We start from the raw sequence: 22,489 nt of genomic DNA, 5'->3' as shown, positions 1-22,489 counted from the left end.
GATTCAAAATAAAAATGGGCATGCTTTTTCCTACATCCTATTCAAGGCGGTGCTGTCCTATGACAATCAATAGGGGGGTAAAAGGTGCAGGCCAAATGGTCTGCACAGCTTAAGCAGCATTCGCTATACACCGCGGAGCCCGATGAAATTCAACAAAAAAAACAGGAGACTCAAAGGTCCCCTGCCCGTTTCATCGTGCCAATATATGATATCCTGAATCCACATGAATGTTTTCGCCGGTAATGCCGCGTGACATATCACTGAACAGGAAGACTGCTGTGTCTCCTACCTCTTCAGGGCTGGTCGTTTTGCGGAGTGGTGCACTTTCTTCTATTACATTCAAAATGGAATTGAAGTCACTGATTCCTTTTGCAGAAAGAGTGCGGATTGGACCGGCTGAAATGGAGTTGACTCGTATTCCTTCCGGACCAAGGTCGTTAGCCAGGTATTTGACACTGGCGTCCAGGGATGCCTTGGCAACACCCATCACATTGTAATTCCCGATTACACGTTCTCCTCCAAGGTACGTGAGCGTCACAATGCTTCCTCCCTCAGTCATCAACCCCCTTGCTTCTTTGGCCACAGCCGTAAGCGAATATGAGCTGATGTTATGAGCCAGAAGGAATCCTTCACGATTTGTGTTCATATATTCCCCTGTCAGCTCTTCCTTGTTGGCGAATGCGATACAGTGTGCGATGCCATGGATTACACCGGCCTCACTTTTGATCTTTCCGAAACATTTACGGATATCTTCATCATTGGTGACATCGCATGGAAGGACGAGTGAATCAGCACCTTCAAGTGAGCCCGCCAGTTCCTTTACACTTTTCTCCAGCCTGTCACCCGCATATGTAAAAATCAGCTTCGCACCGGCGCTGTGAAGTGAACGGGCTATCCCCCAGGCGATACTTCTTTTATTTGCTACACCCATCACTACGAATGTCTTCCCACTTAAAGAAAAACTCATGAAAATCCCTCCTATTTATAAACAGTTATTAGTACCTAGTCCTAATTTAATTATATCCTACTTCACCCCAAGAAAAAAGGCTTTTATCTAATGTAAGAGAGACAATAATAACAATCATGGGTTTTCTGATTGCAGCAGCCCTACATGAAGTAAACTGGACAAGAGCAGGAAAAACACAATAAGGTATTAAGAGCGGAACAGGGCACTGCAGGAATGCCAGACATAATGATGTTCATACCCTCGTGGAGGAAACAGCATGATACATGCAGCTTCCTCCTTTTCATAAAAAAAAAAGCACCTCCCGGACTGTTTCGTTTCAACTGTCCAAACGTTGTATGTACCGTCTCGACATGTCCCGGGGTGCAGATTCATTTCAAATAGCTGATAAAAAGGGAGGCCATCCCAAAGTAAATAAGTACAGAAATAATATCATTGATAGTCGTAATAAAGGGGCCGGAAGCGACTGCCGGATCTATATTCATTTTATGCATGAGAAGCGGGATTAATGATCCGGCAAGTGTGGCAACAAAGAGGGTCACAATGATGGCTGCACCTACAAGCAGGCCGAGATAGAAATCGTCCTGCCAGAAATAAACGACAAAGGTTACGAGAATGCCGCAGCTGAGGCCGATCAGCAGCCCTGTACTCCCCTCTTTTAATATCAGCTTCCACTTGCTCTCGGTCTTAAGATCACCGGTAGCAATTCCGCGAACCACAACCGCAAGTGCCTGAGTCCCGGTATTCCCTGCCATTCCTGCGATCAGAGGCATGAAGACGGCAAGGATGGCTTTCTGATTCAGCGTCTCTTCAAACCGGCCGATGAGACTCGCCGTAAACATGCCGAGAAACAGTAGAATCACGAGCCACGGCAGCCGTTTCCTTGCTGCTGTTAAAGCGCTTCTATCGCCATTTTCTATGTCGGGCACACCGGCAAGTTTAGAATAGTCTTCAGAAGCTTCCTCTTCCATAACATCGACAATATCATCAATGGTAATAATCCCAATCAGGTGGTTTTGAAAGTCGACGACAGGCATGGCCAGGAAGTCATAATCCCTCATCTGCCTGGCCACTTCCTCCTGATCTTCCCCGACTGATACTGAAACGACCCTTTCGCTCATGATTTCCTGGATCATGGTGTCATCATCTGAAACAATCAAGTCTCTTAAGGATATGACTCCTGCCAGTTTCTTATTTTCATCCACCACAAAAATATAGTAAATAATTTCAGCCTGCGGTGCTTCGTTTTTAAGAATATGCATGGCCGAACGCACGGTCTGGTTAGCCGCGATGGCCACATATTCCGTGGTCATGATGCTTCCTGCCGTGTACTCTTCATAATGGAGGAGTTCTTTGATTTCATCAGCGGCTTCCTTGTCCATTATGGTCAGATAACTGACAACCTGTTCCTTATCCAGCTCATTCAGCACATCCACTGCATCATCGGCATACATTTCTGAAAGCATATCGGCGGCATACGCAGGATTCATCTCAGAGAGGATATCGCCGAACTCTTCCTCTTCAGACTTTAAATTTTCAAACAGGGCAGCCATTTCCTCTGGCGACAGATAGTTATACATTCTTGACCTGGTTTCTGCCTCGAGCTGGCTGAAGAATTTTGCCTGATCATATGGATGCATTTCCATGAATTCTTCACGAAATGAATCAATCTGTTCATTGTTCAGCGCATCCAGCAGCATATCCGCATTAAGCTTTATTTCCTTACCTTCTTGTTCAGCCATGGCATTGCCCCCTTTCTTCATGTGTGTTAAGTGATTTAACGTCTGATGGCTTCTTAAATTCCTTCCCCCTGGATGAAAACGGTAAAACAGAATATGATAAAAGGGATGCAGCACTGATGCCATCTTTGATTTGACATATTGTGCGGCCGTGGGCGGGCCTGCTGATTTTGGCTGAAGCGAAATAACCAAATCAAAACACACCTGAAAAGAACACAATCTGATAGCCAGCTGTAAAAGGGGGATTATGAATGAAATTAGATATCATAGGAGATATCCATGGGTGCTATGACGAATTTCATCGGCTGACAGTTTCGCTCGGCTATTCCTGGAAGGAAGGAATTCCAGTTCATCCTGATGGAAGACGTCTTGCTTTTGTCGGTGACCTGACAGACCGCGGGCCGCATTCTTTAAAGGTTGCTGAATTAGTGTGGAAGCTGGTCATAGAGAAAAAAACGGCCTTTTATGTACCCGGGAACCACTGTGATAAATTATACCGCTTCTTTAAGGGCAATCCGGTTAAACTCGCACATGGCCTTGAAACAACAGCGGCTGAATATGAATCATTGAGTCCCGGTGAAAAAGAGAAGATAAAAACCAGATTCATGGAACTCTATGAAGAATCGCCTATTTATCAAATATTGGATGAAGGAAAGCTGGTTATTGCCCATGCCGGCATTAAGGAAGAATTTATCGGCAGGTATAGTCCGCGCATCAAGACCTTTGTCCTGTATGGTGATATTACAGGTGAAACAAATCCGGATGGAACTCCGGTCAGGAGGAACTGGGCCAGGGAATACAAGGGAAAAGCCATCGTTGTCTACGGCCATACCCCTGTCCGGGACGTGCAGAAGACCGGCCACACATACAACATCGATACCGGAGCTGTCTTTGGCGGAGCGCTCAGCAGTCTTAGATACCCGGAGCTGTCCGTTGTCAGTACCGCATCCGGCATGCCTTATCTGCCCGAAAAGTTCCGCGGCTGGGAATAATCCTGATCCCTATATAATTGAAGCAGCTTTTCCATATCATCAGGAAGGGGCTGGCTGAACGAAAGTGTTTTTCCTAAAAACGGATGAAAGAAAGAAAGCCTGCTGCAGTGCAGGGCCTGACGGCTGATCAGCCTGCGGCTGCCGCCATACAGATCATCACCTGCAAGAGGAAAGCCTATATGCGCCATATGGACCCTGATTTGATGGGTGCGGCCCGTCATCAGCTTCAGTGCAATATGAGTGCCTCTCCCCATCCTCTCTTTTATCTCATATCCGGTACAGGCATATTTCCCGTCTTTCCGGACTTCCCTTTCGATTATGCTGGAATCCTTCCGTCCGATCGGCGCTTCTATCCTGCCGCCGTCACCTTCTATTGTCCCCTCGACCAGGGCTTCATAGTAACGGTTTACATTCCCTTCCTGCTGGAGGACGCTTAATAAATGATGTACATGCCTGTGTTTGGCGATGAGCATAAGCCCAGATGTATCACGGTCGAGCCTGGTCACAATATGGATGGTCGAAGCGATCTTGTGCTTTTTATAATACCCTGCCAAGGCATTGGCTACACTTCCATGAGGGCGGTCCCTGGATGGAATGGTATTCATAAAGGGCGGCTTGGCAATGACGAGCAGGTAATGGTCTTCATATACAATATTTAAAGGGATATCTTCGGCCATCAGTGAGGGGCCGGCCGACTCAGGCGGAAAAGAAACTGAGACAAGGTCCCCTTCCTCCAGCTGACGGCGGACAGTTGCAGCCTCTCCATTTACCTTTATGCTTCCTCCGCCAAATTTAATGTCAGTAAGCGCAGCCCTTGAAATGGATTGTTCATTCAAAAACACTCTGAGCAGCTTGCCTCTATCTTCATGAGGGACTGTCCATTCAAGCCTGAAGGGTGTTTCCATCTTTAAATCTTCCTGCATATGTGTACCTACTCCCCAATGAATGAATCCGCCACCCGCTTCCAGAATGGGAACGGCCTGAAACGGGCAAACCTGATTTTTTCTGACGCAACCCTGAATTGGATAGATTTCACATCTTTATGAAGGAGTGTCAAATGATCAATGGTTATCTGAAAATCGACATCATTTACCGGTTTCAGCATGCATCTGTGATGTGCAGGCAGAACAAGGGGAGACCCGATCGTCCTGAACACACGGTTATTGATGGATGCCATTTCTGCAAGCTGGATGGCTGGTATTTTCGGATGCAGAATCGCACCGCCGAGCGCCTTATTATAGGCCGTACTGCCGGTCGGGGTGGAAATGCACAAGCCGTCGCCCCTGAAGGTCTCAAAGCGCTGCTCATTAATTTCCACGTCCATCACAAGCGTCCCCTCCACAGATTTAACCGTTGATTCATTGAGTGCCAGGTACCTTGATTCCCTCCCGGCATGCTGGTAGCGGATGATCACTTCAAGGAGTGGATATTCAACCACCTCGAACGGGGTCTTTGCCACTGCTATCACGAGCTTTTCCACTTCATCCGGAGTCCAGTCGGCATAAAAGCCTAGATGTCCTGTATGGACACCTACAAATGCCGTCTTATCCAGCCTGTTCTTGTAGCGGTGGAAAGCATAAAGAAGCGTCCCGTCGCCGCCTACAGAGATTACCATATCAGGCTGGTTTTCGTCGTATTGCAGATCAAAGTCATTAAGGTATGTTCTCATTTTATGCATCAGCGCGTTTGATTTCGCATCGCCCTTTGATGTAATCGCATATTTCATGGCCTGCCACCCTTCACAAAGTATCTATGATTTCTCCTTGCTTTCCGTTTTTCTTAAGAAGGCTCTTTGTGCCTCTTTAATTTCAGATCTTATCAGGGACATTTCCTCATCCAGCCAGAAGGCCGCTTCAGCAGCCCTGTGCAGCCTTGTCATGATGTCTTCAGGGAATTGCCCCTTATATTTATAATTTAGTGAATGCTCTATTGTAGCCCAAAAATTCATGGCAAGGGTACGGATCTGGATCTCCGCCAGAATGGCTTTTTCTCCGCTGATCGTCTGTACCGGATATTTAATCACCATATGATACGACCTGTAACCGCTTTTCTTCTTATGGGAAATATAGTCCCTTTCCTCTACAATCTCGAAATCGTTCCTCTGCCGCAGAATTTCTACCACTCTTTTAATATCTCCCACAAATTGGCACATCATCCTCAAGCCTGCAATATCCTGAAGTTCCGTTCCCAGCCTGTCGAGCGGTATGTTTTTTTTATTCGCTTTATCAAGGATGCTCGCAATCGGCTTAACTCTTCCGGTAACAAATTCAATGGGTGAGTGGCTGTTCTCAAGTTCAAACTGGCTCCTCATCCCCTTAAGCTTCACCTTTAATTCTTCTACCGCCTGTTTATATGGGGCCAAAAAATCATCCCAGTGCTTCATCCTGCGCCACCTGCCATAATACCATTCTATTATTTCTATTTCGTAATTACGGGAAACCCACTTATCTCAATTTGTTTTTTACGGTATTATTTTACCATACACAGAACCTATTTCATAAGGATTGAAGCAGTCTTCCCCATTTTTGGGCATACAGGCTTCCAGGACTGCCATATAGACAGGAGGAAAGGGCGTTGCAGGAGATTGAAATTGAATATAAGAACTTGCTGACACGGGAGGAATTTGAAGCAGCCGCCAAAAAATTCAATATATCCCCGTATGACTTTAAAACCCAGATAAATTATTATTTTGATACGGCAGACTTTAAGTTAAAGGATGAGAAATGCGCCCTCCGTATACGCAATAAAAACGGGCTGTTCACTCTGACTTTGAAGGAACCGGCTGCAGAAGGACTGCTCGAGACGCATCAGGCGCTGACCGGGGAAGAAGCCGGGGCCATCCTTGAGGGAGGATCTATCCCGGCAGGACCTGTCCGAATGCAGGCGGAGAGGTTCGGAATCGACATGGGAAACATTGAACTTTTTGGAGCACTCGAAACGGATAGATGTGAGTTCCGGTATAAGGATGGACTGCTTGTTTTTGACAACAGCCGTTACCTTGGAAAAGAAGATTTTGAGTTGGAGTATGAAGTAAAAGATGCAGAGTCTGGAAGAAGAAATTTTTACCATTTACTAAAAGAGCTTAACATTCCAGTCAGGCATGCCGAAAATAAAGTTAAACGATTTTATGATGCAAAATTCAATGGATAGACGAAAGAATGCTGTATACAGGGAGTGACCAGGTTGAAGATCCAGGATTTAAAATCGATGATAGATATTCAATCCCTTCAAAACTTTACAGATATTAAAATAAATAAGAATAGCAGTGCCGCCGGAAGCTTATTTAAAGACCTGCTTACAGGTTTCCTCCAGGAAGAAGGCCAGTCAGACGGGGCTGCCTCTCCCCTCGGAAGTACACTGAACGCAATTGAAGGCATATTGGAAGAAGTCGGTGAAAAAGCTGTAAACAGCTATGGGGCCGTTCTCGCTCCTCCAGCAGCTGTGGTGCCCAAAAGCCTTGCCTTTCGGGCTCCTGCTGATATTGATGAGATGATTGAAAAGGCATCCCAGGCTTATAGTATTCCTTCAAAACTCATCAGGGCTGTGGTCAAGCAGGAGTCAAACTTTAACCCGTCCGCCAAAAGCGGCGCAGGTGCCGGCGGATTGATGCAGCTCATGCCCGAGACGGCCAGGGGCCTAGGCGTGACAAATGTCTTCGATCCCTATGAGAACATCATGGGCGGAAGCAAATATCTGAAACAAATGCTGGACCGGTATGACGGCGACACCTCACTTGCACTTGCCGCCTATAATGCAGGACCAGGAAATGTGGATAAATATAACGGAATCCCCCCATTCGAAGAAACACAGAAATATGTCCAGAAGGTAAATGGCTATTATCAAGCCTGACTGCCCTGCCCTTTTGCAGGCAGTTTTTTTTTTGCCTTCGGCCTGTTTTTCTACCGCTGTTTTATAACAGCTTTCTTCCCCTCGAAGCGATATGTTTGAGATATTGCTTTCCAGTTGATAAAATATGTTTACACTTGAGCTGATAAAGGAGCAATCGGGAATGATCGAAGGCAGCAGAACACCCTATGAAACGATTGGCAATGAAAAGTTATCCGAAATCATTGATTTATTTTATTCTAGAGTCAGTCAACATCCGGATCTTGTGCCTCTATTCCCTGATGATCTGTCTGAAACAGCAAGGAAACAGAAACAATTTATGACTCAATATCTCGGCGGCCCGCCTCTCTTTACATCTGAGCACGGCCATCCCATGCTTCGCGCACGACATATGCCATTTGAAATTACTCCAAGAAGGGCGGATGCCTGGCTTTCCTGCATGAGGGATGCCATGGATGAAGCAGGGCTCGAGGGGGAAATACGTGAATTCTTTTACCAGCGTCTCGTTCTAACGGCCCAGCATATGATCAATACACCTGACAACGAAGCGAAAGGAGAAAACAGTTGAACTCTCAAGAGCCCAATTTCAATGTTTCTGAATGGATCAAATCTAAGCATTGTGATGGCATCGGTAATAAACCAATAGAAATCTATATTTTTATTGACCCGCTTTGTGCAGACTGCTGGTCGCTTGAGCCAAGCCTGAAAAAGCTTCAGGTAGAATTTGGCCGTTATATCAGCTTCAGGCATGTACTTGGCGCCAGGCTTGCAGCATTGAATAAGGCTAAAATAGCACAGAGATGGGACCTGGCAGGGAGCGGCCCGGACTCTCCGGTACAGGAGCCTGTTTCCACTCCATATAATGCATCCATTGCCATTAAGGCCGCTGAATTGCAGGGCCGGAAAGCAGGACTTCGTTTTCTTAGGAAACTGCAGGAGATGCTTTTCCTGGAAAGAATGAATATATCTGATCTGGATATTATTTTTGAGTGCGCCAAAGGGGCAAAGCTTGATACCGAAGAATTTATCAGGGATTTCAGGTCGGCAAGCGCTGCAAAGGCATTTCAGTGTGATTTGAAGATTACGAATGAAATGGAAGTATACGAATTGCCGACGCTTGTCTTCTTTAATCAAAATATTGAAGATGAAGGCATTAAGGTGACGGGCTGTTATCCGTACGAGGTGTACAAGCAGATTTTAGAAGAAATGCTTGGGGTACTGCCAGAACCTGATGAACCGCCGCCCATAGAAGTATTCCTGAAGACATTCGGCCTCGCAGCTTCCTCAGAGATTTCCCTCATCTACAACATGGCCTATCCCGAAGTGGAAAGGGAAATGAAAAAACTTGTTCTCAGGCAGCTTGTACAAAAGATCCCTTCAAAGAAGGGACCATACTGGAAGCTTATTGATTCAGCAGGCCGCTCCTGAATTATGTAAAAAAAAGTCCTTGCATCAGCAAGGACTTTTATCATTTTTTACGTACAAAGGGGTTGGGAGAAATCTTCACGATCCAAACAAAGGGGTATATGTTTGTGTGTGATTAACTTCACACTCTCACTATAAATGATTCCTGTTTCACTTACAAGACTTTGTGTTTAAATTCACATAATAGACAAAAGTTAGTATAAACCGCTTCACGAAACATATTCTTTTACAAACGAATATTAAGGAGTGGAAAGATGAAGGTTTTTTTATATAGCAGTATTCTGTTTCTTATTGTCCTATCTCTGTTCTTTCAAATATTAAGCTTCATGCATCTGTTCCCGCTCTATATTTCTTCCCCTTTTCTTTTTCTATGCTTATTCCTCGCTCTCTCTATGCTGAACAACAGAAAAAGATTCAAGGGATTCTAAATGAGAGCTTTTTTCGCATGTATTTTTGGCTATTGAACTAAAAAGTTAATTCCGCTGCAGGCCCTCCGCCTGCGCGGGGCGGGCGGTAGTCTCATCGGCCTTGAGGGCGGAGACCGGTGCTTTTCAAACTGAACCAATGTGTGCAGAATGAAGACGGATATCTTTATGAAGCCATTAGCTTTATGAAAACCCGCAACCTGATAAAGAAGACTTGCTGATTGGCGAGCGCAAGCGAAGACAGAAGCTTAGTCGCACTTATGCGTTAGCGAAAGAAGACTTGCTGATTGGCAAGCGCAAGTGAAGACAGAAGCTTAGTCGCAATTATGCGTTAGCGAAAGGAGATTTGCTGATTGGCAGGCGTCGTGCTGATACAGAAGCTTAATCCCATTTACCCGAAAGCCTTATGGCTCAAAGTTCGAAAGCCTCCAGCTGGATCAGTAGTCCCGTGGGCTGCACTTAATTTTGTTTAATAACTAAATTCCCAAAGAACTGTTTGGAAACAACAATCTACTAGAAAAGATACAAACGATTAAAAGCTGCCCCGTAAACAGTCCAGGCTGAATTAAACCTGGATATAACGGGACAGCTTTTTATAGCGTTCCTTATGATAATAAACTTTCCATCTCATTCAGTTTTTCTTCAAATACCTTGCATGCCTGCTGAATTGGTTCCGCCTGATTCATATCGACTCCTGCTTTTTTCAGGACTTCAATAGGATAATCTGAGCTTCCGGACTTCAGGAATTCAATATATCTTCCCACTGCCGGCTCTCCCTCTTCAAGAATGGATTTGCTCAAGGCTGTAGCCGCACTAAAGCCGGTTGCATATTGGTATACATAATAATTGTAATAGAAATGCGGAATCCTGGACCATTCAAGCCCGATTTCATCGTCAATTACGATATTCGTTCCATAGTATTTCTTGTTCAGCTCGTAATATTCCTTGGTCAAAAGCTCCGAAGTCAGCGCTTCGCCCTCTTGCGATTTTTGATGGATAAGATGCTCGAATTCTGCGAACATCGTCTGGCGGAAAACGGTTCCCCTGAAGCCCTCCAGGTAATGGTTAAGAAGGTAAAGGCGTTTTTTCTCGTCATCCACGGTCTTCAGCATATAATCATTGAGCAGCGCTTCATTGCATGTGGAAGCCACTTCCGCAACAAATATTGAATAATTCCCATAAGGATACGGCTGAGATTTCCTGGTATAGTAGCTGTGTACCGAGTGGCCGAATTCATGGGCCAGGGTGAACAGATTATTCACGTTGTCCTGCCAGTTCATCAATATATACGGATTGGTCCCATATGCTCCTGACGAATAAGCCCCGCTGCGCTTGCCTTTATTTTCATGGACATCCACCCAGCGTTTTTCAAACCCTTCCTTAAGAATTGAGCTGTATTCCTCACCAAGCGGTGCAAGGCCATTTATGATATATTCTTTTGCTTCTTCGTATGAAACCTTCATTTTCACATCTTTAACAAGCGGTGTATACATATCATAAATGTGGAGCTCATCCAGCTTCAGCACCTTTTTCCGCAGCTCCACATAACGGTGAAGCAGAGAAAGATTATCATTGACTGTGTTAACAAGATTATCATAAACCGACTCTGGGATATTATTGGCGCTTAATGCAGCATGGCGTGCAGAATCATAATTACGGATCTGCGCGTTGAAATTATCTTTCTTCACCGTGCCAGCAAGTGTGCTTGCAAAGGTGTTCTTGAATTTGCCGTACGTATTGTACACCGCTTTAAATGCCTCTTCCCTTACCCTCCGGTCCTCGCTTTCAAGAAAGCGTATATACCTTCCATGGGTAATTTCCACTGTTTCACCATCTTCATCCTTGATGGCCGGGAATTCAAGATCAGCATTGTTCAGCATGCCAAACGTATTTTGTGAAGCAGACATAACCTCTGACGCCTGTGCCAGGAGGGCTTCCTGGTCTGCGGAAAGCACATGCGGTCTCTGCAGATTGATTTCATCAAGGGCCTGCTTATACAGCTTAAGCTCCCCATGCTCATCAAGAAAGCGTTCAATCGTTTGCGGATCAATGCCGAGAATCTCGGGAACCGCAAAAGAGAAGGCGCTGGCAGCCTGGGTATACAAAGTTTTGGCACGGTCGTCGAATCCCTGGTAATAAGAATTAGTGGTGTCCTGATCATACCGCATATGAGCATATGTATACAGCCTGCCCAGGCGTTCCATGATTTCATCCTGGAATTGAAGGGCTGCAAACAATTTATCCGCACTTTCCCCCAGTGTACCTTTATAGGCGTCCGCTTTTTTGATTTCTTCCTTGAGACCCTGAAATTCAGTTTCCCAATCCTTATCAGTAGCAAAGATATCTTCCAGCTTCCATGTATCATTAACAGGTATTTCACTTCTGGCTGGCAAAGACTTGACTGTAGTTTCCTGTGACATAGAATGTTCCCTCCATTATCAAAAAATCCATACCTTTAGAGTATTCGCTTTTCCCTAAAAAAATCCTCCAATAACATTAAAAATCATGTCACATCTATCATACGCCTTCCACTTCGTTCATACCATTTCCATGTCTCCAAATGCCTGAAAGAATTTGAGACCAGTATTCCATGCCCCGGTCTCCGCAGAAAAATCCGGACATCGATTAATGATAAGACTCCCTTTCTTAAAGCCGTCAGCCACATATCCGCTCCTCCTAAGGACATCGAGAAATGCGTCCAATGGTTTCTGGAATCCTGTATGACCTCCATGTGAGGAAAGTTCCCTCAGCTTCACATCCCGCCTTGTAATCCGCCTCTGAAAGGCTTCATGGATGAGGCTTTTCTTGAACGGCCCGCCCTCCTCAAATTTCAACAATACATCAAGATAAACATAAGCCTGCCATTCAACCGCAGGTGTTTCAATATGGTGGCCAAAGGGCACTGGGAGGCCGATGAAAGGCGGAAGGCTTGAGGGAAGCAGCCCATTCAGGTAAATTGCACTGTAAAGCGGGTGGTGAATGCTTGCGTGCTTATATGCCGAGATTTTCCAGCTGTCCAATTTCTTGAACCAGTTCACCACTTGCCTTGTTGTCACAGAACTATTGTTTTGGAAAAGATGGATAAATGGAGTTTTTTGAAGGGGCAGTTTCTCTGTTTCGGCAAAAGATATCTGAGGGGAGTAGGCAGTGATTGCCCCCAGCCTGAAGAAGGCTTTCTGAAAGGGACAGAGGGAAATAATTGAGGGATATGGCTCCGAGGCTTGTGCGAAGTACCACTGAAAGGATGTGAGTTTATTAAGAGTGCTGCCATAGGATATTAGTTTTTTTCTGCCGATTATCCACACAGGGACTATCCCGGATTGCTGATAGGAGAGCGATCTTTGCCTGAAGAGCCTGTAAGGGAGTGGGGAACATTGATACTCTATGGCAAATTGATTGCCTTCCCATTCGAAGTATAAATCCGGCCTTTGATTGTTTTCTTTTAGATACCGTTCCAATTCCGGCCTCATCCCCTGATTCCGAAGCCATTCAAACAGCTGCAGCTTTCCTTGCAGGTGGTAGTCTGATTCTGGTTCCAAACTAATTGAACATGCGTCCGCCTTCTTATGTGCAAAGTGGCTTATCCTCTTGGTTCCTGATTTCAGGATGACCCTTTGGCTGCAGCATGGACAATACCATTCTTTTTTTTTCAAGAATTCAATATCAATCTTTTCAGATCTCCTGGTAATGGTAAAAAGTGTGCCATCCACATTCTTAACAGTCAGCAAATGCATACCTCCTCTTCTTTTTTCATCAATTCTACACACTTGGTCTTATATCCTTCCAGAAAACAAAGATCAGTTTTCTACTAGCAGTCAAGGCATGGAAAGGAACCTTGACAAGAGCAGGCATGCCGGCAAAGCCATTGATGTATACACCTAGCTGCAGGAAGCCTTATGATACATGCAGCTCAGCGCCTTTTCCAGAAAAAAAAACCTGCCGGCCGGCAGGCTAGAGCAATGGTGAGAGCAGCCGGCAGGTTGATTCCAGCAGTCTCAGGCCAATGTTTCGTTTATTGAAGGTATCCTGGTGCAGTTCCCTTGACTGTGTGAGATCCTGGATAAAGTCCTGGACCAGCTTTTGGGTACTCCCTGTTTTATAGAGGAAAGCATTTACTTCAAAGTTAAGATGGAAGCTTCTCATATCCATGTTAGAAGTCCCGATTGAAGCAAACTCCTTGTCCACAATGACAATCTTACTGTGCATAAAGCCTTCCTTATAGGCAAAAACCCTGACCCCGGCCTCAAGAAGATCTGGAAAATAAGATCTTGAGGCATGATACACAATCCATTTGTCTGGATTCTGCGGAACGAGCAGCCTGACATCAATGCCGCTTAAGGCAGCAATTTTCAGAGCCTGGAATATATCTTCATCAGGGATGAAGTATGGAGAAGCAATCCACACGGATTCTTCAGCAGAGCTGATCATGGAAAAGAATATATTCTTGATTACACTCCATTCATTATCCGGTCCGCCCGCAATCATCTGGACGCCTCCATGCTTATGTTCAATCGGCATGGCTGATAGGTATTCATCTGTCAGGAAGCTGTGGCTGGTCATATAATACCAGTCCTGTAAAAAGATAAGCTGCAGCGATCTGACAGCTTCCCCCCTTACCCAAAGGTGAGTATCCCTCCAAAAGCCGAATTGTTCATCTCTTCCTAAATACTCGTCACCGATGTTAAGGCCGCCGACAAATCCAACACTCCCGTCTACAACAATAATTTTCCTATGGTTCCTGAAGTTGAACTTATTATTTAGAAAAGGCATCCTGACCGGACCAAATGCCACGATCTCTATCCCTGCATTTCTCATGTCCTTTATGTAGCGGCGGGGCAGCGTCCAGGAACCGACCGCATCATACATAAAGCGGATCTTCACACCTTCCCGGGCTTTTTGGACTAAAACATTTTTAATTTCCCTTCCAATATCATCATCCCTGACTATGTAATACTCCATATGGATATGGTGATTGGCTTTTTTCAATTCTTCCAGGATAGAGGAAAATGTCTCATTCCCATTGGTCAAAACTTTGGTTTCACTTGCGAAGGATATGGGGCTGTTTCCCATCTTCTGGGCCAGCCGGAACATTTTTTGCTTATGCTCCCCCATCCTTTGGATTCTCTCCTCTGATACACTGCGCTCCCCTTGTATCTGCAGGAAGGTTTGTTTATCCAGGAAGAATTTTTTGCGGAACATTCTTTCTTTTCGATAATTTCGTCCAAACAGCAGATAGAAGAAAAAGCCGAGGAGCGGAAAAGCCCCGAAGACAACCAGCCACGTGAGAGTATGGATGGGTTGCCTGTTTTCAAGGAAAATGACAAACCCGATGATAATTAATGACAGAGTCAGAACAAGACTGAAGTAACTGACCGCTTTTCCACCTATGTAATCGTTAAAATAATACCAGATTAAAAATATACCGGTAAGAAAAATTCCTATACGCACCGTATTTTTCATGTGCTCACCTACAATCCAAATTCTAAGACAGCCTAAATGATATATACCCTAAATTAATCATAATATCTTCATCCATATATTTTTAAATCCTGCTCCAGCTTTCATACAAAAAAAACCGATTTCCTATAAAGAAATCGGATTATTAATTAGAAAAGTGTTTTCTTATTGTCTGGAAAACGTCTGTTTCTATCACTGTCTTTCCATATTCCTGCAAACGGTGGACCGTAATTGCAGATTCATTCCCGTATTCAAGGAGTATGCTCAGAACATCATCAATTTTGTCTTCCTCGTCTTCATTTTCGATGAATTCAACGTACAAATAATATTTATTGTCCAGTACATACAGCTTTGAATGGATGTCGTCAATTCCTGTACTGCTGCTTAAGGATATAACATCCTCAAAATCGCTAAAGCTCATAACAAACTCCAGGACTCCATTTTCGTAGCCCGCTGAACTGGGGCTCTCTCCCCGCCCCTGGAATTGTTCTTCCAGGATATCCTCCAGGTTCTCATCCAATGTGAGGTCTTTAAGCTTATCCTCTGACAATGGCAATTCAAGCCTTTGTCCATCCTTCGAAAGCTGGGCTTTGGTTACGAGAACCTCAAGGCCCTTATCGAGGGCTTGAACCTGGATCCATAGCGGACCTTCCGCCATAAACTCCTCTTCGGCATGAACTTCGTCCATCATTTCCCAGAAAAGTTCTTCACTTCTCTCACGGTTATACCATATTTCTTCACGGTCAAACCCGCGTTCTTCTATGTCAATATAAGAAATATAAAACTTTACTGTATTCTCATTAATGCGTTCAATTTCCATGATTTCCTCTCCCTTCTGCTCCGATTATGGGAGGGACTTTACTCCCTGGCAAAATCCATTGCTGCTGCTGTTTCCTGCTTTATACAGCGGATCATAAATATTCTGTTTGATATATTTTATGACAATTTTCTGAAGAAGGGAAACAAAAAACAGATAAATAAAAAAAACAATTGTTCGCCTAATATTCCCTATTCCGGCGCTTTCTAAACTATTCTGGAAAGAACACTGCCCGCCTGCTGCCCCTCAATTCATGAAGAGGGGGTAATCCTTATATTCGGCTGAAACTGAATAAGATTATACTTGTATTTTATCATACTTTAGGCTGAATAAAAAAATTTCCGGCCTGTTCGGCCGGAAACATCAAAAGCATATAATTAATTGACCATGCGCTGTGCTTCCCGCAGATGGTAGGTACGAACTTTACGCGGAAGGAAACGGCGGATCTCATCTTCGTTATACCCAACTTGAAGTCTTTTTTCATCCAGGATAATGGGCCTTCTTAACAGCCCCGGGTTATCCTTAATCAGCTTATATAGTTCCGGCAGAGGCAGTGACTCTACGTTTACATTTAATTTTTGGAAGGTTTTAGAACGGGTTGAAATAATTTCATCCGTCCCATCTTCCGTCATGCGAAGGATTTCTTTGATTTCATCAATAGACAGCGGCTCTGAGAATATATTCCTTTCTGAATAGGAGATATCATTTTCTTCAAGCCACGCCTTGGCTTTTCTACATGATGTACAGCTTGGAGAAGTATACAAGGTTACCATTAATTTATTCACACTCCCTGGTTATAGAATCGATGATCTATGCTGGGATAACAAGATTGCCTTCCGATTTTTATACACTAATTAGAATTACTTTAAATTAGTAATATCTATCACAATTCATTATACACCAATTCTGGCTAAAATAGGGGGGGATTTTAAAAAATATGAAATTGGTAGTACAATCCGTATCCGTTTTGTCCATGATTCAGCTCAGTATTTAAGAAAAACTGACAAAATACCTAATATTTTTACATTTTTTTCATATATAGTCATTTTCTTTTCCATGATTTTTTTATTCTTCAAACTTTCTCACTATTCTAAATCAATTAAAAATAGGAAGTTTTTCGCATCCCCCTTTTTAATACCCGGTTTTTCTCATTTTATAAACCTTTTTTATCGAATATTTATTTGAGGATTCCCTTCCTAAAAACTGGATTTTCCAATAGAATAAAGATAAGCGTCACAAACAGGAGGTTCATGATGGCAGCCTATATAACGGATTTGATTTTAGTATCAATCCTCGTCATTGGAATCACAGCCTTTATTGGTGTCATATCAAATGGCATTGGAGAGAAACTCTTTTCCGGAAACAAAAAGTTTGAATTCACTGACAAATCAGCTAGTATTCAGTCAGGCTGGAAACCCGTAGGCGGAAGAAAAAATAGTACTCCATCAAAGAACAGGCGGGCATAATGCCGGCCTGTTTTTTTATGGAGTATAATCAACATCTTTCGTATAGCGGCTGCTTGCATTCCATAACAGGTATTCCTTGATTCCTCCGCTCCTTAAAGCTCTGATTTGCTCTTCGATTTCCTTTTTGCCATAGTTCAAATAGTTTCCCTGACCCAGCCAGCTGGCAGTAAAATCCTGCAGCCACGGCCTCGAAACTGGAGGGTCCTGTAATTCAGCAAGTTTCTTCTTCTCCAGCTTGGCATATTGGGATACCAGCTTGTATGGTTCGAGATCCGGTTTTTCAATTCCAAAATAAGAAGTCCAGTGCGAAGGATAGATCATTGAGGAAATAACGTCCACATTGCCGGCTATCTTTGTGAAATTCTGCCCAATCCCAGGTGCTTCAGGAAGTGTGGCGGCATAACCAAAGATATCGACTGATACGTGAACATCATAAGGCATGAGCTTTTCCTTTGCATAGGCAACAAAGTCTGTAACAGCCTGAACCCGCTTCTGGGATTCGGGAATATCCATGCTGCCGTACTCTCCCTTTTCATATTTAAGGCTGTTTTCACGCTTTTCAAAGCCTTCGGCGAATCGAACATAATCAAACTGGATTTCCTTAAATCCCATCTTGGCAGCTTCGATGGCTATTTCTACATTGTAATCCCAGACTTCTTTAGAGAATGGATTCACGAACGCTTCGCCTCTGCCGTTTTTCCATACTGATTTACCATCCCTGAAAGACAATTCCGGTCTATCTTTCGCAAGCTCTGAATCCTTAAAAACGACCACCCTGGCGATTGGATATATTTTTTCTTTTTCCAGCGTTTTCATCATTTTTTCAGGTGAAGGTATGTATCTTCTTGCTGCATGTTTATATTTGGAATCCTTCGGGACATAAGTCAAATTTCCGCTGTCATTTTTTATGTCGATGACCATTGCGTTTAAATCGGTATTTTGAACAAGACCCACCAAATCCCTAAACCGTTCTGAACCCGCAATATTACCCGAAACATAAATCCCCCTTACAGCATCCGGATAAGAAAATTGGTAGCCGGACTGAAAGGTAAACCTCGGTAAACGTTCAGGCAGTTTTTTTTGGTATTGTGCCAGATGCAGGTTTTCCCTGCTGCCTATCTCACTGCTTCCGTCTGCAAAAACCGATCCTGCCGGAATAGCTGTAATCAAAGCTGTCAGCAGCGCACCCTTCAACAAGAGTTTCTTCCCTCTCACTATAATGCCAACCTCCCTTTTCTATCTTCTTTTGGATTTACCCTGCATAAAGGTCTTTCACTCTGGATAATAAATTTTTTCTTTATAAATTTAGATTATTCTGTCTTTTTAGCGGGTATATTCATAATAAGAAAAGCGGCCCTGTCTATAGAGCCGCTCCACATTATTTATATATGCTTTGATATTGTTTAAATTCTTTTTCTGAACAGTAGACAAAATGGCCTGGAGTTACTTCACGCATTTCCAGCTGTTCGCCTTCCGTATAATTATGAATATTAGGGTTGTATACAATTCTCTTTCTTGTTCTCTCACTCTCAGGATCTGGAAGAGGAATCGCAGACAGAAGAGATTGAGTATAAGGATGAATCGGATTTTTATATAACTCATCACTTGTCGCAAGTTCAACAAGTTTGCCGAAGTACATGACCCCGATTCGGTCACTTATATATTTTACCATCGAAAGGTCATGGGCAATAAACAGGTATGTGAGCCCTTTTTCACGCTGAAGCTGCTTCATCAGGTTGACAACCTGTGCCTGGATGGAAACATCCAGTGCAGAAATCGGCTCATCCGCAATGATGAATTCAGGATCGACTGCTAGAGCCCTTGCAATTCCAATCCTTTGTCGCTGCCCGCCTGAGAACTCATGAGGATAACGTGAAGCGTGTTCCCGGTTCAGTCCGACTGTATTCAAAAGCTCAAAAACCCTGTCCATTCTTTCTTTTTTGGTTTTGGCAAGCCCATGGATATCAATGCCTTCAGCTATGATATCACCTACAGTCATCCTGGGATTCAACGATGCGTACGGATCCTGGAAAATCATCTGCATTTTGCGGTTGAACTTTTTCAGGTCAGAACGCGATTTTCTGCCATGTACATTTTCTCCCTCGAACAGCACCTCGCCATCGGTAGCGTCATAGAGACGGATGATGGATCTGCCTGTGGTGGATTTACCGCAGCCGGACTCCCCAACCAGGCCAAGCGTCTCACCTTTGAAAATATCAAAGGAGATGCCATCAACAGCTTTAACCTGATTAGGCTTGCCCACGTTAAAATGCTGCTTCAAGTTTTTTATTTCAAGTAATTTCTCTGCCATATCAGCGGACAACCTCCTCAGCCAATCTTGGTTTTGCAAAATTGGATGCCATTTTGCGCTGCTTATCAACTACGGCTTTAGGCGGCTCGACAGCAGGTGCATTTTCATGGAGCAGCCAGGTCTTTGCAAAATGTGTTTCGGAAATTTGGAACATTGGCGGTTCATACTCAAAGTCTATTTCCAATGCATACTCGCTCCGTGGTGCAAATGCATCGCCTTTTGGCGGATTCATTAGATCAGGCGGAGTTCCAGGTATAGCGGTCAGCTCAGTCTGGATGCTTGTATCCAGTGATGGCATGGAAGCAAGGAGCCCCCAGGTATACGGGTGCCTTGGATCATAAAATATTTCATCGACTGTACCCATTTCGACAATCTGGCCGCCATACATAACAGCAACACGGTCAGCGACATTCGCCACGACACCCAAATCATGGGTAATGAAGATAATGGATGTATCAATCTTATTTTGCAGGTCCTTCATAAGTTCAAGGATTTGTGCCTGGATAGTTACGTCAAGAGCAGTAGTCGGTTCATCCGCAATCAATACCTTCGGATTGCAGGAAAGAGCAACAGCAACCACTACACGCTGCCTCATACCGCCTGAGAATTGGTGGGGATACTGATTAATCCGCACTTCAGGCTGAGGGATCCCTACGAGCCTCAAAAGCTCAAGCGCTCTCTCTTTCGCCGCACTTTTGCTTAAATTCTGATGCTTGATCAGACTTTCCATGATCTGATTGCCAATTTTCATGGTTGGATTTAATGATGTCATCGGATCCTGGAATATCATGGCAATTTCTTTACCGCGGATTCTCTGCATTTCCCTTTCGGAGACTTTTGCAAGATCTTTGCCGTCAAAAAGGATTTCTCCTTTGGAAATACGTCCCGGCGGGTTAGGTATCAGCCTCATGAGAGCCTTGGAGGTAACCGATTTACCAGAACCGGATTCACCTACGATGGCAAGTGTCTCCCCTTTTTTCAGGTCGAAATTAACTCCACGGACAGCCTTAACGACTCCGCCGTACGTATCGAAGGAGACATGCAGATCTTTTACTTCTAAAACCTTATCCATATTTCTTCTCCTCCTTAATTACTTACGCATTTTAGGATCCAGAGCATCACGCAGGCCGTCACCCAGCAGGTTGAAGCTGAGGATCAGCAGGCTGATTACAATGGATGGGATGATCAGCTGATATGGATAGGTCTGGATGAACCTGAATCCGTCATTGACCAGCGCACCAAGTGAAGCTTGAGGCGGCGCAATTCCAAGGCCGATGAAGCTAAGGAATGCTTCTGTGAAGATCGCGCCTGGCACTGTAAACATTGTTGTAACTATGATAGGGCCGAGTACGTTTGGTATCAAGTGCTTCCCTATCAATCTGGAGTTTGGAGCACCCAGTGTCTTGGAAGCTAAAACAAATTCCTGTTCTTTCATTTTTAAAATCTGGCCGCGGACGATCCTTGCCATCCCGGTCCAGCCTGTAATGACCATTGCAAGGATGATGGATGAAACTCCCGGCTTGAAAATCAGGATAAATAGAATGACCAGGATCAATTGAGGAATACCAATCAGGACTTCAATGATCCTCATCATGATATTATCTGTCCTGCCGCCGTAGAAACCTGCGACACCTCCATAAATTATTCCGATACAAAGATCAATCAATGCTGCGGCAACAGCGATGATCAGGGAAATCCGGGTTCCCTGCCATACACGGACCCATTGATCACGTCCAAGGTCATCTGTTCCGAACCAGTAATATTCTTTTACGTTCTTGGCTTTATACACATCAAAGCCGTCCTTATCCTTTCCGTCAAGTCCAAGGAATGGAACATGCTCAAGAACCGGCATTTTAGGCGGCATCTTTGACAGTGCGAGATTCTGCTGTTTGTACGTATGGCTGCTTACCATTGGTGCGAAGATGGCGAGCAGAGTGATTATTATTACTATAATTAAACCGAAGATCGCACCTTTATTTTTTCTTAATCTGTGCCATGCATCCTGCCAGTAGCTCAGACTCGGCCTTTCAATTTTTTCAAGGTCGCCCTTGCTGCCGGCGGGACGGAATAAGTCAGAAGAAAGCGGTATTTGCTTTTGTTCCATTATTTTTTTCCTCCTGCCAGACGTATTCTTGGATCGACAACTCCGTAGAGGATATCGACTACGAAAATGATGAAGATGAAGAGAGCACTATAGAAAATGGTAGTACCCATTATGACTGTGTAATCATTTGTATTGATAGATTTGACAAATTGTTCCCCTAATCCTGGGATTGCAAAAATTCTTTCGATTACTAGTGATCCCGTCATGATGTTTACTGCCAGCGGCCCGATGATAGTGATTACTGGGATCAGCGCATTTCGGATGGCATGCTTTACGACAATGCCTGATTGGCTCATTCCTTTTGCTTTGGCAAGCATAATATAATCGGAGTTCATTACCTCAAGCAGTTCTGTTCTCATGAAACGGGAGATATTGGCTATTACGAATCCTGATAGTGCTATTGTCGGCATGATTGTATACGTAAAGCCTTCCCATAGTGCTACCGGAAGCAATTGAAGCTTTACACCAAGGATGAACTGCAGGAAGCCTGCAAAGACGAATGAAGGAATGGAGATACCTAAAACAGCCAGAAATGTAGCGCCGTAATCGAAAAATGTATTGTGCTTTATCGCAGCAATTATCCCTAAAATTAGGCCAACAATTGATCCTATGATTAGCGCCTGTAAGCCTAGCTGCGCTGATGGTCCAATTCTTCCTGAAATGATTTCTGAAACAGGGCGGTTATCATATTGGAACGAAAGCCCCAGGTCACCTTTTGCTAAGTTAGAAATATAGTGTACATATTGAACTGGCAGAGGATCATTCAGCCCGTATTTTTCATTGATGATCTGCACCTGCTCTGGTGACAGCTTATCCTGGCTTTTCAGAGGTGAACCAGGCAGCAGCTTCATCAGGAAAAACGTCAGTGTAGCAATAACGAATAATGTTATCAGCATGTATACGATTCTTTGAAGAGTATAACGCAACATCCCGTTAGCCCCCC

At 44.2% G+C, this 22,489-nt stretch carries 21 protein-coding genes; 6 read left to right on the top strand and 15 right to left on the bottom strand.

Annotation, left to right across the window (positions count from 1 at the left end):
- Positions 1–190: 190 nt before the first annotated feature.
- A complete protein-coding gene (fabI, locus tag V1501_RS05555) occupies positions 191–967 on the bottom strand; it encodes an enoyl-ACP reductase FabI (protein ID WP_409291838.1) in 777 nt (258 codons plus the stop codon).
- 368 nt (positions 968–1,335) lie between these two features.
- Entirely contained in the window at positions 1,336–2,706 is a 1,371-nt protein-coding gene (mgtE, locus tag V1501_RS05550) for a magnesium transporter (protein WP_409291837.1), read from the bottom strand.
- Positions 2,707–2,954: 248 nt separating this feature from the next.
- Between mgtE and prpE the strand changes: the two genes are divergently transcribed.
- Positions 2,955–3,695, top strand: coding sequence for a bis(5'-nucleosyl)-tetraphosphatase PrpE (gene prpE, locus V1501_RS05545; RefSeq protein WP_409291836.1), 741 nt, complete (start codon positions 2,955–2,957; stop codon positions 3,693–3,695).
- Here prpE and V1501_RS05540 read toward each other — a convergent pair.
- Genes V1501_RS05540 through V1501_RS05530 form a run of 3 tightly spaced genes read right to left on the bottom strand, consistent with a single transcriptional unit; the run spans position 3,662 to position 6,078 of the window.
- Positions 3,662–4,618, bottom strand: a complete 957-nt coding sequence (locus tag V1501_RS05540; RefSeq protein ID WP_409291835.1) for an RluA family pseudouridine synthase — start codon at positions 4,616–4,618, stop codon at positions 3,662–3,664. The two genes, prpE and V1501_RS05540, sit on opposite strands and share 34 nt — an antisense overlap.
- An 8-nt stretch (positions 4,619–4,626) precedes the next feature.
- Positions 4,627–5,421 (bottom strand): NAD kinase, encoded by a 795-nt coding sequence (locus V1501_RS05535; RefSeq protein WP_409291834.1) that lies wholly within the window; start codon positions 5,419–5,421, stop codon positions 4,627–4,629.
- Positions 5,422–5,445: 24 nt separating this feature from the next.
- Positions 5,446–6,078 (bottom strand): GTP pyrophosphokinase family protein, encoded by a 633-nt coding sequence (locus V1501_RS05530; RefSeq protein ID WP_409291833.1) that lies wholly within the window; start codon positions 6,076–6,078, stop codon positions 5,446–5,448.
- 191 nt (positions 6,079–6,269) lie between these two features.
- Here V1501_RS05530 and V1501_RS05525 point away from each other — a divergent pair, with 191 nt between their 5' ends.
- From V1501_RS05525 to V1501_RS05510, 4 genes are all read left to right on the top strand, one after another.
- On the top strand, positions 6,270–6,845 hold the full coding sequence (locus V1501_RS05525; protein ID WP_409291832.1) for a CYTH domain-containing protein: 576 nt from the start codon (positions 6,270–6,272) through the stop codon (positions 6,843–6,845).
- A gap of 33 nt (positions 6,846–6,878) precedes the next feature.
- Positions 6,879–7,544 (top strand): lytic transglycosylase domain-containing protein, encoded by a 666-nt coding sequence (locus V1501_RS05520; RefSeq protein WP_409291831.1) that lies wholly within the window; start codon positions 6,879–6,881, stop codon positions 7,542–7,544.
- A gap of 160 nt (positions 7,545–7,704) precedes the next feature.
- Positions 7,705–8,109, top strand: coding sequence for a globin (locus V1501_RS05515; protein ID WP_409291830.1), 405 nt, complete (start codon positions 7,705–7,707; stop codon positions 8,107–8,109).
- Entirely contained in the window at positions 8,106–8,969 is an 864-nt protein-coding gene (locus V1501_RS05510; RefSeq protein WP_409291829.1) for a ClpXP adapter SpxH family protein, read from the top strand. The genes V1501_RS05515 and V1501_RS05510 overlap by 4 nt, the downstream gene beginning before the upstream one ends.
- A gap of 1,027 nt (positions 8,970–9,996) precedes the next feature.
- On the opposite strand, the gene pepF is transcribed toward V1501_RS05510, so the two are convergent.
- The 5 genes from pepF to spxA form a co-directional block, all read right to left on the bottom strand.
- Positions 9,997–11,811, bottom strand: a complete 1,815-nt coding sequence (gene pepF / locus V1501_RS05505) for an oligoendopeptidase F (RefSeq protein ID WP_409291828.1) — start codon at positions 11,809–11,811, stop codon at positions 9,997–9,999.
- Positions 11,812–11,928: 117 nt separating this feature from the next.
- On the bottom strand, positions 11,929–13,119 hold the full coding sequence (locus V1501_RS05500) for a competence protein CoiA (protein ID WP_409291827.1): 1,191 nt from the start codon (positions 13,117–13,119) through the stop codon (positions 11,929–11,931).
- Positions 13,120–13,342: 223 nt separating this feature from the next.
- The gene (gene cls, locus V1501_RS05495; RefSeq protein ID WP_409291826.1) at positions 13,343–14,851 is read right to left on the bottom strand and encodes a cardiolipin synthase; all 1,509 of its coding nucleotides are present in this window, start codon (positions 14,849–14,851) and stop codon (positions 13,343–13,345) included.
- Between the two features lie 142 nt (positions 14,852–14,993).
- Positions 14,994–15,668, bottom strand: coding sequence for an adaptor protein MecA (gene mecA, locus V1501_RS05490; RefSeq protein ID WP_409291825.1), 675 nt, complete (start codon positions 15,666–15,668; stop codon positions 14,994–14,996).
- A 374-nt stretch (positions 15,669–16,042) separates the two neighbouring features.
- Entirely contained in the window at positions 16,043–16,438 is a 396-nt protein-coding gene (spxA, locus tag V1501_RS05485; protein ID WP_409291824.1) for a transcriptional regulator SpxA, read from the bottom strand.
- 480 nt (positions 16,439–16,918) lie between these two features.
- Between spxA and V1501_RS05480 the strand changes: the two genes are divergently transcribed.
- Entirely contained in the window at positions 16,919–17,131 is a 213-nt protein-coding gene (locus V1501_RS05480; RefSeq protein WP_409291823.1) for a hypothetical protein, read from the top strand.
- 15 nt (positions 17,132–17,146) lie between these two features.
- On the opposite strand, the gene V1501_RS05475 is transcribed toward V1501_RS05480, so the two are convergent.
- From V1501_RS05475 to opp3b, 5 genes are all read right to left on the bottom strand, one after another.
- Entirely contained in the window at positions 17,147–18,346 is a 1,200-nt protein-coding gene (locus V1501_RS05475; protein ID WP_409291822.1) for a putative glycoside hydrolase, read from the bottom strand.
- 163 nt (positions 18,347–18,509) lie between these two features.
- Positions 18,510–19,442: an ABC transporter ATP-binding protein gene (locus V1501_RS05470; RefSeq protein ID WP_409291821.1), complete on the bottom strand. Its 933-nt coding sequence runs from the start codon at positions 19,440–19,442 to the stop codon at positions 18,510–18,512.
- Position 19,443: 1 nt separating this feature from the next.
- Positions 19,444–20,514: an ABC transporter ATP-binding protein gene (locus tag V1501_RS05465; protein ID WP_409291820.1), complete on the bottom strand. Its 1,071-nt coding sequence runs from the start codon at positions 20,512–20,514 to the stop codon at positions 19,444–19,446.
- 18 nt (positions 20,515–20,532) lie between these two features.
- Positions 20,533–21,546, bottom strand: a complete 1,014-nt coding sequence (gene opp3C, locus V1501_RS05460; RefSeq protein WP_409291819.1) for an oligopeptide ABC transporter permease — start codon at positions 21,544–21,546, stop codon at positions 20,533–20,535.
- Complete coding sequence (gene opp3b, locus V1501_RS05455) at positions 21,546–22,475, bottom strand: oligopeptide ABC transporter permease (RefSeq protein ID WP_409291818.1); 930 nt, start codon at positions 22,473–22,475, stop codon at positions 21,546–21,548. The genes opp3C and opp3b overlap by 1 nt, the downstream gene beginning before the upstream one ends.
- Positions 22,476–22,489: the final 14 nt, after the last annotated feature.

It is taken from the genome of Paraperibacillus esterisolvens, assembly GCF_046237625.1.
In the GTDB taxonomy this organism is placed as follows: Bacteria; Bacillota; Bacilli; order Bacillales; family DSM-1321; genus Paraperibacillus; species Paraperibacillus esterisolvens.
This window is presented reverse-complemented; position numbering and strand designations above follow the sequence as displayed.